14 protein-coding genes are annotated in these 18,311 nt (G+C 41.2%); 8 read left to right on the forward strand and 6 right to left on the reverse strand.

All coding sequences use genetic code 11. From position 1 onward, the window contains the following. Positions 1-67 precede the first annotated feature (67 nt). From E0F88_RS09900 to E0F88_RS09910, 3 genes are read left to right on the forward strand one after another with little or no spacing between them, the layout of a single operon-like run. Positions 68-2,059, forward strand: a complete 1,992-nt coding sequence (locus tag E0F88_RS09900; RefSeq protein WP_131958074.1) for a transporter-like protein — start codon at positions 68-70, stop codon at positions 2,057-2,059. A 1-nt stretch (position 2,060) separates the two neighbouring features. Then, positions 2,061-2,990 (forward strand): N-acetylmuramoyl-L-alanine amidase-like domain-containing protein, encoded by a 930-nt coding sequence (locus tag E0F88_RS09905; RefSeq protein WP_229213721.1) that lies wholly within the window; start codon positions 2,061-2,063, stop codon positions 2,988-2,990. Positions 2,991-2,993: 3 nt separating this feature from the next. Further along, on the forward strand, positions 2,994-4,067 hold the full coding sequence (locus E0F88_RS09910; RefSeq protein ID WP_131958075.1) for a mechanosensitive ion channel family protein: 1,074 nt from the start codon (positions 2,994-2,996) through the stop codon (positions 4,065-4,067). Positions 4,068-4,292: 225 nt separating this feature from the next. Here E0F88_RS09910 and E0F88_RS09915 read toward each other — a convergent pair whose 3' ends face one another. The 4 genes from E0F88_RS09915 to E0F88_RS09930 form a co-directional block, all read right to left on the reverse strand. Next, complete coding sequence (locus tag E0F88_RS09915; RefSeq protein WP_131958076.1) at positions 4,293-5,909, reverse strand: SulP family inorganic anion transporter; 1,617 nt, start codon at positions 5,907-5,909, stop codon at positions 4,293-4,295. Positions 5,910-6,070: 161 nt separating this feature from the next. Continuing rightward, a complete protein-coding gene (locus E0F88_RS09920; protein WP_131958077.1) occupies positions 6,071-7,441 on the reverse strand; it encodes a sensor histidine kinase in 1,371 nt (456 codons plus the stop codon). Beyond that, positions 7,438-8,115 carry a response regulator gene (locus E0F88_RS09925; protein ID WP_131958078.1) on the reverse strand — a complete coding sequence of 226 codons (678 nt, stop codon included), beginning with the start codon at positions 8,113-8,115 and terminating at the stop codon, positions 7,438-7,440. The genes E0F88_RS09920 and E0F88_RS09925 overlap by 4 nt, the downstream gene beginning before the upstream one ends. A 168-nt stretch (positions 8,116-8,283) precedes the next feature. Continuing rightward, entirely contained in the window at positions 8,284-8,841 is a 558-nt protein-coding gene (locus E0F88_RS09930) for a DinB family protein (protein WP_131958079.1), read from the reverse strand. Between the two features lie 373 nt (positions 8,842-9,214). Between E0F88_RS09930 and E0F88_RS09935 the strand changes: the two genes are divergently transcribed. Next, on the forward strand, positions 9,215-9,820 hold the full coding sequence (locus tag E0F88_RS09935; protein WP_131958080.1) for a DUF4136 domain-containing protein: 606 nt from the start codon (positions 9,215-9,217) through the stop codon (positions 9,818-9,820). Between the two features lies 1 nt (position 9,821). Next, positions 9,822-10,481, forward strand: a complete 660-nt coding sequence (locus tag E0F88_RS09940; RefSeq protein ID WP_131958081.1) for a hypothetical protein — start codon at positions 9,822-9,824, stop codon at positions 10,479-10,481. 103 nt (positions 10,482-10,584) lie between these two features. On the opposite strand, the gene pheA is transcribed toward E0F88_RS09940, so the two are convergent. Then, the gene (gene pheA, locus E0F88_RS09945; protein ID WP_131958082.1) at positions 10,585-11,658 is read right to left on the reverse strand and encodes a prephenate dehydratase; all 1,074 of its coding nucleotides are present in this window, start codon (positions 11,656-11,658) and stop codon (positions 10,585-10,587) included. A gap of 44 nt (positions 11,659-11,702) precedes the next feature. Next, entirely contained in the window at positions 11,703-13,577 is a 1,875-nt protein-coding gene (locus E0F88_RS09950; RefSeq protein WP_131958083.1) for a DNA topoisomerase IV subunit B, read from the reverse strand. 271 nt (positions 13,578-13,848) lie between these two features. Between E0F88_RS09950 and E0F88_RS09955 the strand changes: the two genes are divergently transcribed. The 3 genes from E0F88_RS09955 to E0F88_RS09965 are packed head-to-tail and all read left to right on the forward strand — an operon-like array spanning position 13,849 to position 18,297. Beyond that, positions 13,849-16,386, forward strand: coding sequence for an SLBB domain-containing protein (locus E0F88_RS09955; RefSeq protein ID WP_131958084.1), 2,538 nt, complete (start codon positions 13,849-13,851; stop codon positions 16,384-16,386). A 6-nt stretch (positions 16,387-16,392) separates the two neighbouring features. After that, a complete protein-coding gene (locus E0F88_RS09960; RefSeq protein ID WP_131958085.1) occupies positions 16,393-17,460 on the forward strand; it encodes a hypothetical protein in 1,068 nt (355 codons plus the stop codon). A gap of 3 nt (positions 17,461-17,463) precedes the next feature. Continuing rightward, positions 17,464-18,297 carry an ABC transporter permease gene (locus E0F88_RS09965; RefSeq protein ID WP_131958086.1) on the forward strand — a complete coding sequence of 278 codons (834 nt, stop codon included), beginning with the start codon at positions 17,464-17,466 and terminating at the stop codon, positions 18,295-18,297. The last annotated feature ends 14 nt before the right edge of the window (positions 18,298-18,311 follow it).

Genomic DNA, 18,311 nt, shown 5'->3' on the forward strand with positions numbered 1-18,311 from the left:
GGCACAGGGAACGTTTCCCTCCCAAGCCGCCACGCCCCATGCCCAGTGCAACACTTAACGAAGATACATGAACAATGCATTACTGCCGGAACGGATTGATTATGTGGGGAAGCTGATTGAGATCATCCGAAACCGTTGGAAGGCAAAATCAAATAAAAGTTCGTTTGCTGATGTTTTAGACAGCATTCTGCTGGATCGCAGGGAAAAGGACCTGATTGCAGAACAAATTCTCTCTATTCTATTTTCGGCCAAATTCGTTTCACTGCTGACAGAGGCAGAAATAGGTTCAAACAAAGGTTTCTTTTCAGATGCTTCGGCTAAATTGAGTTTCAAATTTTTGCCGCCGGTTAACGAACCGTCTGAGTTAAGAACAAAATTTGATGATATATTTTCTGATAACCTGGATTATCAGTGGGTGAAGGCTATTCCTGACGAAAACTGGATCAGATTCCTGGACGGCATTTTCCCTGAAGTTGACCCCACCGTTGATGAATATATTAAAAAGGAAATTCTTAATTCCATTCTGATACTTGCCCAGCGGGCAGCAACTTTGGGTATTGAGCCTGAGGTTGTTTCAAAAATTCCTCGTGTTGATGATCTTGACTCTCCTTTTTTAGGTTTAAACAGGGAAGTGATTTTTTATGTGGAAAAAACCTTAAACTCGTCAGGATATACTTCGGTGAGTGAGAATGATTACCGGCATATTCTGGTGATGATCAGCCAATGCAACAGTCAGATCAGTTATATTTATAAACACAAGGATGTATTTGGGATAAGCCTGCAGCTCACCTCACTGGTGAGACAGCTTGAACAATATTTAAAACGTTTGTCGCAGCTGCTGGAATTGCTGGAAACAAATGACCGGGATAAAAAGTGGCTGATCATTACACAGCTGCTAAAAGAATTTGTTTATGCCGAAAATACAAAGTACAGCCTCCGAAAGCACTTTTCTACGAACCTTCAGTTACTGACTTTTAAGGTAATTGAAAATACCTCTAAAACCGGGGAACATTACATAGCCTCAGACAAATCGGCTTACTGGAATTTGTTTGCGAAAGCCATGGGCGGTGGTGTAATTGTTGCTTTTTTATGCGGGAACAAGACGAGATTGTATTTCCAGCATCTGCCCATTTTCTGGGAAGCTTTTTTTTACAGCCTGAATTACTCAATCGGTTTTATCATAATTCTGCTTCTGGGATTTACGCTGGCCACCAAGCAGCCCGCGATGACGGCGTCCACCATTGCAGCTAATCTGAGCAACAACGGAGAAAATCCAAACTGGCTGAATACAACAACCCAGTTATTGATCAGGCTTATCCGAAGTCAGTTTATTTCACTTGTTGGCAATGCGCTTGTTGCATTTCCGGTTGCCTACGGACTCGATCTTCTTTATTTCTATGCCTTCGGTTTTCATATCGCCGATCCTGCCAAAGCTTTCCGTTTGATCAGTGAGTTAAATGCATGGGAAAGTCTGGCTTTGCCGCATGCTGCTTTGGCCGGCGTGTACCTGATGGTTTCCGGATTGATATCAGGATACTATGAAAACAAGTGGATTTATAACAAATATTCCCTACGAATTGTAAGCCATCCGAAGCTGATCCGCTTTTTTGGTCCGGTAAAACTGGCAAGAATTGCAGGTTATTTTGAAAGAAATTTTGGCGGGCTGGCTGGTAATTTTTTTCTGGGAGTTTTTCTGGGATCTACGAGTGCGATAGGCTTTACGTTTGGACTGCCGTTAGACATCAGGCATATCACTTTTGCTTCCGGAAATTTCGGAATTGCTGTATCCAGTCTCGAAAATCACGTATCTACCGAACTCTGGATCAATACCATTATAGGTATAACCTGTATTGGTATCATGAACGTCCTTGTGAGTTTCGGGCTGTCGATTGCCTTTGCACTAAAATCCCGGAATGCAAAATTCAGTGAAGTAAAGAGTCTGATTGGAAATCTTTCATGGCAGTTTTTTCACCATGGCCTGGCGTTCTTTTTTCCCGTTAAAACAAAGGAAAATAGTGATGACATTACGCATGAAGCCATTATTAACCGGCAGGCATAACTTGAAAATAGCCAATTCCTCGTTATTTTTACGTTTTGAAGAGTTTACCGAAATGAATATCTCCAACGTTATGAAACACGGAGAAGCCTCCGTACCGAAAAACAATATGTCCATGGTCAGAATTTTGCTATTTAATATCCTCCTCCTGCTATCCAATGGCATCATGGCCCAGTCTGGTCTGCAGAAGGTTTTTGCGCAAAAAATGGATTTACCCGACAGCGGGGAAATGGGCACCCAGGTGCTCCGGATGAGTGAATCTTTCCTGGGGACACCTTATGTTGGCGGTACTCTGGAGGGAAACCCTTCGGAACGGCTTGTTTGCAAATTCGACGGACTGGATTGTACAACGCTGGTAGAAAGCTCTATCGCGCTGGCCGTTGCCAAAACGGACAATCCTACTTTTGAAGGTTATAAAAATGAACTGACCAAATTACGCTACCGGGACGGAGTAATCGATGGTTACGCGTCCAGGCTGCATTATGTTCTGGATTGGATGTATGAAAACGAGAAACGCGGCAGACTGGAAGATATAACTGCAAAGGTAGGTGGTATTCCTTTTCGCAAGGAGATCAATTTTATGACCAATCATGCTAATCTATATGCCTCGTTGGGAGAAAGCGAAGTTTGGGAAAAAGTGCGGGAGCAGGAAAAACTGATAAATTCAAGAGATCATAATTACATACCAAAATCCGGAATCCAGAAAGCCGAACCCATGTTGCATGACGGAGATATTGTTGCTTTTACTTCTTCAGTCGAAGGACTTGATTGCAACCACATGGGTATTATCACCAAAGTAGGAAGCCGGGCCTATCTGATTCATGCTTCTTTGTCAGGTAAAAAAGTTATTATCTCAAATGTACCTCTCGCAGAGTATGTTGCGTCCGTTCCCAAGCACACGGGAATGATCGTCGCACGCCTTACCGACCAATAATCAATGCAATATTTTCTTGATACACTGGATTACAAAAATACACCCTGGCTGATTATTTTACTTGCAGGTGCCGTAGGCTTTGTAATTAGTGCCATATTGATAAAACTCATCAGGATTACCGCCGTAAAAAAAGAATGGAGAGTGATCAGGGCAATCAGCGAAAACCTGACCAGTGTTCTTTACTTTTTTATTCCGCTGGTATTGACCACCACCGTTACGAAGGCTTTTACACTTTCTCACACAGGTTATGAGTGGACTCACGCGATCAGCAAAGTTTCTCTGATTGCCGTTACTACCTGGCTCATGACCCGCATCGTGGTCATTGTAGAAAAAGTACTGATCGAAAAGCTTGATTTTGATACGGAAGACAACAACTACGCCCGGCGTATGTTTACCAAGATCAAGTTTATCAAACGCATCATCATCATTCTGATCATCGTTATTGGTGTATCCATTTTACTTCTTAGCTTCGATAGCGTACGTCAATATGGTGTTGGAATTCTTACGTCTGCAGGTATTTTTAGTGTAATTATAGGTTTTGCAGCTCAGAAGTCACTGGGAAATCTTTTGGCAGGAATTCAGATCGCCTTTACACAACCTATCAAAATCGACGACGTTGTGATCGTAGAAGGAGAATGGGGACGAATAGAAGAGATTAACCTGACTTACGTCGTTGTCAATATCTGGGACTTACGTCGCCTTGTTTTGCCGATTACCTACTTCATTGAAAAACCATTTCAAAACTGGACCCGAAATGAAAGCAATCTGATTGGAACCGCTTTTTTTCACTTGAACTATGGCACGCCAGTTCAGAAATTAAGAGATAAATTACAGGAAGTTCTGCTCGAAACACCGCTTTGGGATGGCCGTTCGTGGGCTTTGCAGGTCACCGACACGCAGGAACAATTTATGGTTGTCAGGGCACTAATGTCCGCCAGAAGTTCATCCCAGGCATTCGACCTGCGCTGCATCGTACGGGAAAAAATGATTGAATATATCGTTGCAGAACTTCCGGATGCGCTTCCTGTTTTTCGGGTTGAAGAAGTTAAGAATGAGAAATTAGGAATGAAGAATTAAAAGTGAAGAGTTTATCTAATGAGTTAACAGATTTTAGTTAACAGTCCACTCCTTGTTAGTGACTCAAACTTGCTTACCTAATTCAGTAAATAACTGCTGTCTTTTTAATAAGATTTTTCTGACGGTTATCAATATTTATTAGACTGACCAGCACTTAAAACAAAAAAATTGGCCTCCGAAAACCGGAAGCCACTTTTCCTTACTACTCATCTAACTAAATCTAATTTAACTCAGTGCTGCCTCCTGCTTTTGGTTTTTTCTAGCCGCCAGTGGATGATCAGATAATGCTTTATGATGTTCCAAACCCAGGATTTGCATCTGTCCTCCGGAAGATTCATAATCATTTTTAAATCTTGTGATATTTTCCATTACCGTGTGATCAACATACGGTGAATCGCAAAAATCAAGATGTATTTTTTTGCCTTTTGGCAAACTTTCCAATATACCTTTCAGGTTCAGATAATTCGTAAAAACGGCTGCACGTGGCACATATACGTACCGCACATCGTTCTTCACCTTCACTTCTGTTTGTGGAGAGAAAATGTGCGGAATTTTCACACCATAGAATAACTGGATAATTACTTTGGTGATTATACCAACTGCAATACCAATTAGCAAGTCAGTACTCAGAGTTACGAGTATTGTTACCAGGAAGATAATCAACTGCTCTTTACCGATGTAATAAATGTCTTTAAATTCAGTTGGCGAAGCAAGCCGAAAACCTACGAAAATCAACATCGCTGCCAGAGCTGCTACCGGTACCATTTTAATCAATGGAGACAGGGCAGCCACAAATATCAGAAGACACACTCCGTGAAATAAATTGGCCCAGCGTGTTTTACCGCCATTGTTGATATTGGCAGAGCTACGGGCTACTTCCGAAATCATTGGTAACCCGCCCAGCATACCTGCTATCACATTCCCTGCACCAACAGCTGCCAGGTCACGGCTGAGGTCAGCTTTGCGTTTGAACGGATCCAAAAGGTCGATTGCTTTTACAGTCAGGAACGATTCAAGACTTCCAATTAAAGCAAACATGGTAACATATTTTAAAAAAACAGGAAGCAAATCTCCTTTCATTCCTCCAAAATCAACATTGTAGGCCAACGTAAACTCACCCGGGTTAATTAAAGGTTTTAAATCACGGTAAGCCGGATCAAACAAACGAAAAAACTGGCCAAGTATAACAGCAACGATTAAAACAACCAAAGCCGGCGGTGCTTTTTTCAGGTAAGAAAATGAAAGATATTTCCACCCGAACATAATCATTAAACTGACCAGCCCCACTATTGCAATATGGTACTCCATGTGCGCCAGGCTGCCAGGAACCATCTCAATTAGCTGCAGTGGCTCTTTACCTTTCAGTTCACCGGGGTCAATACCCACTGCAAAGTGAATCTGTTTTGCCATAATTGTGATCCCAACCGCTGCCAGCATACCATGCACCACAGACAAGGGAACAAAGTCAGCAAATTTCGGCAGCTTAAACAAACCCAGCAGAATCTGGACAACTCCTGCCAGGACGATAGCCCCAAGAGTAAGATGCCAACCTAACGCTGCATTTCCTTTTCCCAAATTATCTACCGCGCCTGCTACAATCACAACCAGCCCAGCAGCGGGCCCTTTAATTGTTAACTCAGAGTTTGTTAAAAACGCCGTAACTATACCTCCAACAATAGCCGTCAAAACACCCATGATGGGAGGAAAACTGCTTGCACCTGCAATACCAAGACTAAGCGGCAGAGCGATTAGTGAAACCAGAAATCCGGACAGTATATCACTCTTCCAGTTCTCCTTAAATCCTCTAAAACCTGTGGCAGGCCTCCATGGTATTGTTTTCATAGTGATAAATTACATATCGCCGGCCAAATCACAAGTAGAAGTAATCTTAGTAAAAAGGTAAACAGGAAACTTACAGCATATATAAATCAGATCGTTTGAGTTTATGCTACAAATGTGCCGGAGAGGTGTTAAAGTCACATTAACACCGAATTAAAAGAAAATTAAAAAGGAGGAAACTTAAGAATAAAGGTCGTTCCGGCGCCTACTTTGGACTCAACATTAATACTCGCGCCCTGCATAGTGATGATACGTTTGGTCAGAGCCAGGCCGATTCCGTAGCCTGCCTTGTTCATCGTTGTGGCACTGCGGTAAAAGGTGTCAAAAACATAAGGTAATTCATCCGAGGCAATACCGGAGCCAATGTCTTTGAAAGAAATCGTAATCAGATCTTTTTTTGTTTCGAGATAAACATTAACTGTCTTATTTTCAGAATATTTACAAGCGTTATCCATCAAATTCAGGAAAGCAGTGCGAAGTAAACTTTCGTCTCCATAACGTTTTAATTCCTCCTCATTATCAGGTATTCTGTCGTAATGAATGTGAACTTCATAACCGGGATTTTTTTGCTGAACAGATGCTTTCGCCTGCCACAATACCTCATCGATCCTTATCTTTGAAAAAGTTACCCGGAAAGCGTGTTCCTCAGTACGGGCAAGTTCTAACAGCCGGCTTACCAGTTCATTCATTTCTTTTACTTCCGACAGAATACCTTTCATGGCATCCTGATAATAATCTGCCTCTCTTTCCTTCATTAACGTTACTTCCACTTCGCTCATGATGAGTGCCAGCGGCGTTCGCAGTTCATGTGACGCGTGAGAAACAAAATTTTTCTGAGCTACAAAGGCAATTTCAAGTCTGTTCAGCATCAGGTTAAAGGTTTGGGCAAGCAACGCAAGCTCATCTTTTTCCCGGCCGACAGTCACTTTCTCATGCAGGTTTCCGGCTGAAATATTGTTTACCTGCGAGATGATATCGGAAACGGGTTTAATGGCATCGTTTGCAAACTGCCAGCCGGCTACGCCCACAAGTACAAGAGATAAAAGCCAGCCGATGAGCAAAATTTCCCGTAAACGTTTGAGCTGGTTCATGCCCGGCACATCACTGGCAACTGCTACGATAACCCAGGGTTTACGGTGATCCTGCAAAATATGCCGGATAATGATCACCTCCTTTTTTTGGAATTTGGTATGAATCTCCCGCCCGCTTCTTGCTTCTGTGAGCATCGATGCTGATAGAATATACTTCTCTTTCCCACTCGCAAAAATTACAGAATCCGCCCCATTGTAAATGGTTATTTCCTCATCAAGCAATACCGTATTATTCTCCTTCTCAATTTTAACAATATCATCCTTACTTATACTATTACTGGCTTCCACTAGCTGCGCAATCGTCTGACTCCTTTCGTTCAGGAAAGAATAGAATTGTTTTTCGCGGTATTGGTCGTAAAAATAATAGGTAGCTAAACAGAACAAGGCCATGATGGAACCTACCAGCATGGTAAAAAGTAATGTGAGGCGGGATTTAATGTTCATTCCTCTTTGAAAATATAACCCATTCCCACTACGGTATGGATTAGCTTGGGTGTGTAGTCTTTATCTACCTTTTTGCGTAAAAAATTGATATAAACGTCAATGACATTGGTCCCAGTGTCGAAACGAATATCCCAAACCTGCTCTGCAATGTCCACCCTGGATACTACCCTTCCTCTGTTGCGCATCAGATATTCAAGCAAAGCAAATTCCTTGGCTGTCAGGTCAATACGATTTCCTGCACGGCGTGCTACCTTTTCATCTAAATTCAATTCCAGATCCGCAAGACTGAGAATCTGACTGGATTGTTCCCTGGCGCTGTTTCTTTGCGAAAGCACTTTTATCCTGGCAATAAGCTCTCTGAATTCAAATGGTTTGACGAGGTAATCATCTCCACCCGCTTCGAAACCATCCAGTTTATCATCAATTGTACCTAGTGCGGTCAAAAATAAAATAGGCGTGGTTAACCCGTCTGCACGGAGCTGCTTCGCAAGATCGTAACCATTGAGAACAGGCAAATTGACATCCAGTATGATTACATCAAACCGGTAGTTCGAAGCCATTTTTTTACCGACCTGGCCATCATAAGCCAGTTCAACTTCCCATGATTGTTCTTCCAGACCACGTTTTAAAAAACCAGCCAGTTTAGGTTCGTCTTCGACAACAAGTATTTTCATAGGGTAAATGTGCGATATAAAGCTTTAAATGTTGCACCTATTTTAGACATTTCATAAAAAAGGCTATCCGAAATAACGAATAGCCACTTAACCGCCGCAAAGTTTTTACAGATATTCAACCGGTTCTTTATCCGAAAGCCGTCAAAACTTTGCTGCTAACCCGCAGGTTCAATAGTAATCAGTATCTTTATCAAATTCGGAACGGTCATCAAAACCACCAAAGTCTTCTTCTACCAAACGCATTCCCTTCACAGCCTTTTTAATTAATCCAATTTGACCGGCATGATATACGTCGTGCTGAATTATACCATGTATCATGGTGTAATAAGAGTAATCTCTTCCCGGTACAAATTCTTCAAGGAAGGCATCACTCTCAATTTTTTCCAGTTCAGAAATAAGTTCCTCCTGTGAAAGGCTTAGTTCCATCTGTATTGCTTCCCATTCAAATTCATCGACGATTGGAATGGTCTTCCAGTCCTTATCTTTGGTCTTAATATCAAATTCCGCGTCACCCTGAATTTTCCTCACCACGAAAATGCGCCAGGTAGTCATGTGATACACAATTTCCGCAATTGAATGCGTGTTAGCACTCAATCTAACTTCCGCCATCTTTGGCGTAACATCGCGCAGTGCTTCCACTACCGATGGTCCGTACCAGGCTTCTTCACTTTCGTAGGTGTCGTTGAGTACGTCAATTATTCTTAAAACTTCTTCTTTTGTTTCCATATTATTTATCCTGGTCGGGGAACTGATTATAATCTGTATGCGGCACAAGACCTAGTGCTATTATGCCTGATTTTTTACAATACTAATATCTCTTTTACAAATAGAGTTCACAGCTGCCAATTTTTTTTAAGGGATTTATCCAAATTCAAAGTAAAACCTTTCATTCCTCTTCATAAACATCTAGATATTTTGTAAAATAATTCTGACAAGCCCTTCACAATTTTAATAAACCTACGTTCCAACCAATTTACTCATCACGTAGTCACTAATTGTACGAACGGTAAAAGTAAAAAATGCGGTAAGAAATCGAAGTGTATAAAATCTTCAATTTCAAATTTCGTTTCATTAATATATTAAATACAAAATAAAGAAAATGTTAAAAATAACTTCACTAATCATTCTCACAGCCGTCCTTGGATTGTCGTCATGTACCAAGGACCCTATTAATGACCTCTCTACGGAGGAAACGCTGGTGTATGTAACAAACAGGGACAAAACAGTTGATTACAAGCAGTATAAAACTTTCAGCATCGTAGATTCTGTTCTGGTGGTTGAAAATAATCAAAGCGGCACGGCTCTTGACGAAATTGACAGAGCGCTGCTGAACAGGATTATCATCAATATGCAAAGCCTTGGTTATACCTACGTAGCACCTTCTGCCAAACCTGATGTGGGTATCAATGCGGCCTGGGTAACCAACACACAGCTTAATGTGACAACTCAGCCTTCTTACTATGGAGGATATTGGGGCGGATATGGTTATGGTTACGGCTATCCAAGCTACTATCAGTATTACGAAACAAGTGAAAGTTACTGGTTGATCTCCATGGTAGATTTTAAAAACGCCAACACGACCGACAAAACCTTTAATGTTGTTTGGGATGCGCAAATCCGCGGTTCAGGAATCGGAAGCACCCAGCTTGTTGATCAAATGGTAAATTCAGTTTTTACCCAATCCAACTATCTAAAAATCAAGTAAAATGAGAAAAATATTTTTAGTTGCTCTCTTTGCTATTGTTTTTTCGGCAGCCAAAGCACAGGAAGCACCGAAGCTTTATACGCTTCCCTCTCCTTTTGAACGTTACACCCATTACCTCGCAACTGTTCGATACAGCGGAGCAATGCCATTGGGTTCATTTTCTGATTCATACATTGACAAGTTCTCCGCCCGGAATTACTCTGTCTCTTTGGAATGGGTTCTTCGTAATTCTCCTCTGTCGATTGGCGGTGAAATAGGCTCTAATTATTTCCAGAAACGAATCCCGAGGGCTGTTTATCAAAGTGGAGATGAAACAATTTCTGCTGTACAAACCCGTACAATAACACAATACCCGATACAGGTTTTTGCGAACTATCATTTCCTGAACAAAACTTCCACTATTCAGCCTTATGCGCAAATAAGCGGCGGCGCTGCCATTACGGACTACACGGTTTATTACGGCAGCCTGGCTCAGCAAAAACAGAAAATTGCTCCTGCCTACGGCATCGGATTGGGTTCCAAGTTTTTGTTCAAAAGAGATGGTTCTTTTGGTGCGGATCTTCGTGTGAAGTATGAGGGAACATCTTTCAAATATGATTACATAGAAAAAGGCACCTCATCGGTTAATGCCTCTGTGGGTTTATTTTACCGGTGGTGGTAAAAAACAAAACCGATGGAATCTGACATAAAACGTCAAACTCCATCGGCCAAAATACTGGTTCGTACTGAGCGGGAAGATTTCCCAATCGGTGCGAACCATTTTTTTATGATACCTTCACATAACTTCCGAGCCATTTCAGGTGTGTGCCATATTTCTGCATAATTTCCTGAACCTGTGGATCTTCCACGTGGCCCAAAAATTCTACCAGAAACCAGGCACGGAAAGTTGCTTCACCCCGCTGCGGTCTGCTTTCGATTTTTGTCAGGTTTATTCCGCGGTCATTAAATTCCTTTAAGAACTCATAAAGTACGCCCGGACGATTTGTATTTGCAAGATTGGCAATGATTGTCGTTTTATCATCTTCGCTTTTGGCATTCACAAAGTCTTTGGAAAGAATCAAAAACCTGGTCCTGTTCTGATCGCTGTCTTCAATGTTTTCAAACAAAACAGGCACTCCGAACAACCTTGCAGAAATAGACGAACAGATCGCAGCAGCATCCGGCTCCGATGCAGCCATTTTTGCCGCCTTTGAGGTAGACTCTACCGGAACAAGCTCCACGCCCATCCCCTCCAGATATTCACTGATAAACTTCCCACACTGCCGGAAAGCAATATCTTTTGAATATATCCTTTTAATATCTTTCAGCGAATCGGACTGGGAAGCGAAAGTAAAATGTACCGGAAGCATTACTTCCGCAACAATTGTCAGGTTTTTATCACGTAAAAAATCGACGGTTTCAATAACAATACCTTCCTGATTATTTTCAATTGGCACCACGCCAAATTTAGCACGGCCTGTTTCCACACTTTCAAAAACAGAATGAATGGTAGGAAGTACAAGGTATTCGCTCATCGCTCCAAACCTGCTCTCAGCTGCCTGGTGTGTAAAACTTCCTTCAGGCCCCAAATAAGAAATTCTTTCGGGTAATTCAAGATTACGTGAAACAGCAAAAATCTCAAAAAATATGGCGTCTATAGCTTGTCTTGTCAGCAGCCCGGCGTTTCTTTTTTCAAGTCTGTCAAGTATTTGCTTTTCTCTTTCAGGTCGGTAAATAATTGATTTTGAAGAACGTTTCAGCTCCCCGACTTTCTGAACAAGCTCCATTCGCTCATTCAAAATGGCCAGTAACAGGTCGTCAAGTGTGTCAATTCTGTTTCTTAAATCTTGTAATTCCACAAGTATGCTGTAAAATGAAAAATAATTTTAGAGAGGATTTTAACTTAGACTGCAATAGCAAGTTCTTCAATATTCTTTTCTACTTTAAGATTGTCTATAATAAACCGCTGACGTTCAGGCGTATTCTTCCCCATAAAATAAGTCAGCAATTTCAAAATTGAAGTTTCCTTTTGCAGGATTACGGGTTCAAGATGCATATCCTCACCTATAAATTTACCGAATTCATCCGGCGAGATCTCTCCCAATCCTTTAAAACGGGTAATTTCCGGTTTGCTTCCAAGTTTATCAATCGCAGCCTGTTTTTCGTCTTGGGAATAACAGTAAATGGTCTCCTTTTTATTTCTAACCCTGAAAAGCGGAGTCTCCAAAACGTACAAATGCCCGTTGCGGACCAGATCCGGGAAGAACTGAAGAAAGAAAGTCATCAAAAGCAGGCGGATGTGCATTCCGTCGACATCTGCATCCGTTGCAATTACAATCCTGTTAAAACGAAGGTTCTCGATACCGTTTTCAATATCCAGGGCATGCTGCAAAAGATTAAATTCCTCGTTTTCGTAAACGATTTTTTTATTCAGGCCAAAACAATTCAGCGGCTTTCCTCTCAAGCTGAAAACAGCCTGCGTCTGTATGTTTCTTGATTTCGTGATAGACCCGCTTGCAGAATCACCTTCGGTAATAAACAAAGTAGTTTCATAACGGGATTCATTTTTTAAATCCGTCATGTGAAGCCGGCAGTCACGGAGCTTTTTATTGTGCAGGTTCGCCTTTTTTGCCCGGTCATTGGCCAGTTTTTTAATGCCGGCCAGTTCCTTTCTTTCCCGCTCCGATTGTTCAATACGCTTTTTCAGGGCATCTCTTGACTCCGGGTTCATGTGCAGATAATTATCAAGTCTTTCCTTGATAAAATCATTTACAAAAGTGCGGATCGTTGTACTGTTCGGGTCCGGGGTAATGGTGTTGGATCCAAGTTTTGTTTTTGTCTGAGACTCAAATACCGGCTCCTGCACGCGAATTGCAATGGCAGCTATAATCGAAGAACGAATATCTTCCGGTGCGTAATCCTTACCAAAATGCTCACGTACGGCTCTTACCACAGCTTCACGAAAGGCTGTTAAATGCGTTCCTCCCTGGGTTGTGTACTGGCCGTTTACAAACGAATAATATTCTTCACCATATTGGTTACCATGTGTCATGGCAAACTCAATGTCTTCTCCCTTTAAATGAACAATCGGGTAACGCAGCGTCTCCGCATCTGATTTACTTTGAAGCAAATCGAGCAAACCGTTTTGAGAAATATATTTCTGTCCGTTGAAATTGATTGTTAATCCTGCATTCAGATAACAGTAGTTCCAGATCATATTATTCAGATATTGAGGAATATATCTGAAATTTTTGAAGATCAGACCATCCGGCTCAAAAGCCATATGCGTTCCGTTTCGCTGGTTGGTCTGCTCCTCTTTCGACTCGTTGAGCAGCACGCCTTGCTGAAATTCAGCCATTTTAGACTTCCCTTCTCTGAACGACTGTACTTTAAAGTAGTTCGACAATGCATTCACAGCCTTTGTACCCACTCCGTTTAGTCCTACGGATTTCTGAAAGGCGCCTGAATCGTATTTTCCGCCTGTGTTTATTTTTGAAACGCAGTCAACTACCTTCCCAAGTGGAATTCCCCTACCGTAATCTCTAACCTCCACACGATGTTCTGAAATCTTTATTTCTATCGTTTTCCCATTCCCCATCATGTGTTCGTCAATAGAATTGTCCACTATCTCCTTCACGAGTACATAGATCCCATCATCGATTGAAGATCCGTCACCCAGCTTTCCGATGTACATCCCGGGGCGAAGGCGAATATGTTCTTTCCAATCCAGTGACTTTATACTGTCCTCATCGTATTGAACATTAGCCTTATTTTCCATAATTTGTTATAAACCCGATACCCGGGCAGCAGATTTAAATATTGTATTTTAATAATTTTAATCTTTTATCGTTAGGCTGTTGTAGCTTTGCGCTCTGATAGCCAAGCGAACCGCATACTAGAAATTCTTTAAAAATAGAAAAAATCTAATTTACTTTGCATTATATGAAAAATCAAATATTTCGTTTCTCATATTACAAAATTCAAAATTACTAAGTCTTTCTCACAGTTATATTGAATTTTAAGCATTTCATAGCACAATAATACTTCTTATGATCAGATTCAAGTTGGGTAAAACCTGTAAATACGTCCTCCCTTATTTACTAAGTTTTATCATTTCTCTACCAGCCATCTCGCAGATTACGGCACCAACAACTGCTCCTACCTCTACCAGTCCGACGCAGACAACGCAACCTGCAGGTAATCCGAGAACTACGGCTCCAACGAATTCCCGGACAAATAACACCGGTACGCAGCAAGGAAATCAAACGGGTAATCAGCCGGGTAAAACCACCCAGCAAAATACTACGCAGGGTAATGATAGCAAAACTGCTGCTGATAAAGGTAAAGCGACAACGGGAACTGATGCTGCCACCGGAGAAAATGGTGATGGCACCGACCAGAGTAAAATAAATAAAACGGCCACTGGTGCTTTAACACCTGAGCAGCAGGCGAAAGAAGAATTACGTAATAAGATATTCGGTTATTCTATTTTTGCGGACAAAAATCTGAATACTATCCCCGATTTTACGATCGCAACACCACGTAACTACGTAGTTGGTCCCGGAGATGTTTTGAAAATATTCTACTACAATTTTGCGGAGGCTTCTTATGAACTTGAAGTGAACCGGGATGGCTTTATTTCCATTCAGCCGAGAGTAGGAAATGTTTATGTAAACGGTCTTACCATAGACGAAATAAGAAAGGTTCTGATTGACAAGTTTACCAAAGTAGGTGTTCCTGGACTTATTGGTACTGCCGGTCAGCCTGCCAGAACAAAACTGATGGTGACGCTTGGTGAAGTAAGAACTGTAAAAGTGCTGGTTACAGGTGAAGTTATAAACCCCGGAACTTATGAGTTGTCTTCCCTTTCTTCTGCTTTTAACGCACTTTATTTAGCCGGTGGCCCAAATGAAATAGGATCTTTCCGCGATGTTCGCGTGGTTCGTAACGGAAAGGTTGTTACGCATATGGACCTTTATGACTTTCTAATGAACGGAAAAAAGGATGGAGATATACGTGTTCAGGACAATGATAACATTCAGGTTGGATATTATATTAAAAGAGTTGAAGTGACGGGTCTAGTAAAAAGACCTGGTATTTATGAGCTTTTACCAACCGAGAAGCTAAGTGACATGATTAATTATGCCGGCGGTTTCGATGATCAGGCTTATCGCGGCCGGATCAAAATTGAAAGAATCACTTCCATGGAAAGGAAAATGTATGACGTTCCGGAAGTTGAATTCAAAACTTTCGAAATGAATACTGGCGACCTTGTTAATGTAGGAACAGTCCTTGACCGCTTTGAAAATATCGTTACTATTGAAGGTGCTGTGATGAGACCCGATCAATATTCGCTCGATAACAGTCCAACTCTTAAACAACTGATCTCAAATGCGCAGGGTCTGCGTGAAGATGCTTTTACAGGACGTATAAGCGTACAAAGGACCAGAGCAGATCTTACGATTCAGAATATCTCTGTTAATTATACCGATATTTTAAATAATTCAACTCCTGATTTAATGCTTACCCGCCTGGATGTAGTGCAGATTCCATCAAAATTTGCCATGTCGGAAGCTGCTTTTATTTCAGTTCAGGGGGAGGTAAACAATCCCGGAATCACGGAAAACGAAGGTAAATTCCCTTATACTTCGGACATAACCCTTGAGGATGTGCTGGTTTTAGCCGGAGGTTTCAAAGAATCTGCTTATACCACAGAGGTTGAAGTTGTAAGAAGAAAAAGAAACGGTGTTGCCGGTGCCGCAAACGCCCAGATTGCAGAAATTCATAAGTTTAATGTAAATCGTGATCTTTCCTTAAACGCAAATCAAACGAATTTCCCTCTACTTCCGTTTGACCAGGTAATTGTCAGAAAATCACCAAATTACGTTGAGCAGCAATCTGTTTTTGTAGAGGGAGAAGTGCTCGTTCCCGGTGCTTACAGTATTATTAACAAAAATGACAAAATAAGTGATATTATAAAAAGATCAGGAGGTGTGACTGAACTGGCCAACCCTGAAGGAGCTACTCTTTTCAGAAGGTCACTCAGAACTAATGTTAGTGAACCTACCAATTTTGAAGAAGTAGATGCAGTAGAAAAAAGTATAAAATCAGGGACTATTACCGCTGATGTACCAAGTGTAAAAGAAGAGTCAGTTGGAATACAGCTGAGTAGTATCTTGAAAAATCCGGGATCTTTCGAAGATCTGATCATTCAGGAAGGCGATATTATCCGTGTACCTAAGCGCCTGGAAACGGTGCAGGTGATTGGTCAGGTATTGTATCCTACCACCGTGAAATATGGCAGAGGTATGGCATTTACAGACTATATCTCTCAGTCCGGTGGATTTACAACGCAGTCGCTTAGAAAAAGCTCCTACATCAAATATCCAAATGGAAGTGTAGACAGAACCCGCAGATTTTTATTCTTTAATGTTTATCCAAAAGTACAGCCTGGTTCGGAGATTTATGTTCCTCAAAGAGCTGCACCAGCACTTAATACACAACAGACCATTTCAACTGCGACAGGTTTGTTGGGCTCAATAATGACATTAGTTGTAACCATCCTCGCTTTCCGTTCAATCAGATAATTAACCATGTCTAATAAAATACAACAGACGCCTGAAGACGAATTAAGTCCCCAGGTTGTAATTGAGAAGGTTCTAGTGGTAAAAGATGCATTGCTAAAAAACTGGCTAATGCTGATTGTTTTACCTCTATTAGGCTTTGGTATCGGATACGGACTTGATTTCTATTTAAAAACACCAAATGAATATGAGGCATCGGTAGTATTTAATTTGGGCGGCAGCCAGTCTTCAAGTATGGGCGACGTTGCCGGATTATTAGGTTTGGGTAATGCTCCTGATGCAAATATTTTTACAGGTGAAAACTTCTTTTACTTTGTAAAGTCCAGGCCGGTAATTGAAAGAAATCTGATGAAGGAAGTGGACGTGAACGGGACGAAAATGATTTTTGCAAACTTTTTTATTGATTCAAGCGGAATCAAAGAGAAAGAATGGGAAGACCATCCGGAATATCATAATTTCCATTTTACTTCCTCAGACATAAAAAAGTTGGATATGAATTCGCGAATCGTTTTAAACCAACTGGTTGTTAAAGCTGCTGATGCAACTGAAATTGGTCCGCTTGAACGTAAATCATCATTTTCTCAGTTAGCTACCAGAATGGAAAATGAAAGGCTGTCAGGAATGTGGGTGACAACGCTTCTGAAAACAGTGGAAGAAATGTATACCGAAAATCAGACACAAAAAACCCGCAGACAGTTAAGACTCTTGGAAAATCGCCGTGATTCTTTGGGAAGAGTGTTGGGTATTGCAGAAAACCGCCTTGCAAGGGAAATGGATATAAGTGCTCAGGTTTTGGATCCCTATGTAAAGGTTACAGCAAACCGTTCGGAAAAAAAATCAGCGTTTCTTCAGCAGATGTACTATGAGGCAATGGGAAGTGCAGAACGGATGCGAATGTCTCTTGTGCGTGAAGCTCCTCTATTTACTGAAATTGAAGGGATAAAAGTTCCTTTGGATATGAAATCAAAAGACAAGACCAGATCAAAAATCGGCTTGCTGGCAGGATTATTTATTGCCTTGGTTTTCACTTATTTACGTACCGTATTCACTCCTGCTCGCAAAGAAATCAGGGCATAATTCATCATCATGCAGCATACTATAACCATAAAAGCCGGCAGGTCGGAAAAAGATTACTGGAAGGATCTTTGGCTGAATCGTCAACTATTGTGGATTCTTTCAAAAAGAGACATTTCCGTTCGCTATAAACAAACTCTTTTAGGTCTTGCCTGGAGTGTAATAAAACCCTTAATGACGATGGCCATTACGGTTTTTGTTTTCAGCTTTGTTGCAAAACTAGAGGGCGATCCGGGAATACCATACGCATTAATGGTTTTAAGCGGATTAACCATCTGGACGTTTTTCTCCAATACCTTTACGCAAATCAGCAACAGCATTCTTATTAATTCAAACCTGGTATCAAAAGTTTACTTTCCCAGGCTGCTCATGCCTTTAAGCTCTGTGGCAGTAGGCTTCGTCGACTTCTTAATTACCTTCGTGCTTTTTCTTATATTCGCAGTTGCATCAGGTTATGGATTAAGCTGGAACATTATTTTTTTACCAGCCTTTATTGTTTTGACCTTTATCATGTCACTTGGTTTTGGCCTGATATTTGCTGTATTAAACGTAAGATTCCGGGATATTGGCCAACTTATTCCCTTTGTGGTTCAGATTGGCCTTTACCTTTGTCCGGTTTCGTATACCAGCAGGCTGGTTTCAGATCAGTGGTTTTATAAATTTTATAAACTGAATCCGATGGTAGGTATAATCGATGGCTTTAAGTGGTGTTTATTAGGAGATAAAGCCTTCTTTGACCCAAAAAGTCTGGTTTCAACTACAATCATTGCATTGGTAATACTGACACTTTCTCTTATGTATTTCCGTAAAAAAGAGAATACATTCGTTGATCATATTTGAAATAGCTATTTTTG

Origin of the sequence: Dyadobacter psychrotolerans (genome assembly GCF_004349265.1) — a bacterium.
GTDB classification, from domain to species: domain Bacteria; phylum Bacteroidota; class Bacteroidia; order Cytophagales; family Spirosomataceae; genus Dyadobacter; species Dyadobacter psychrotolerans.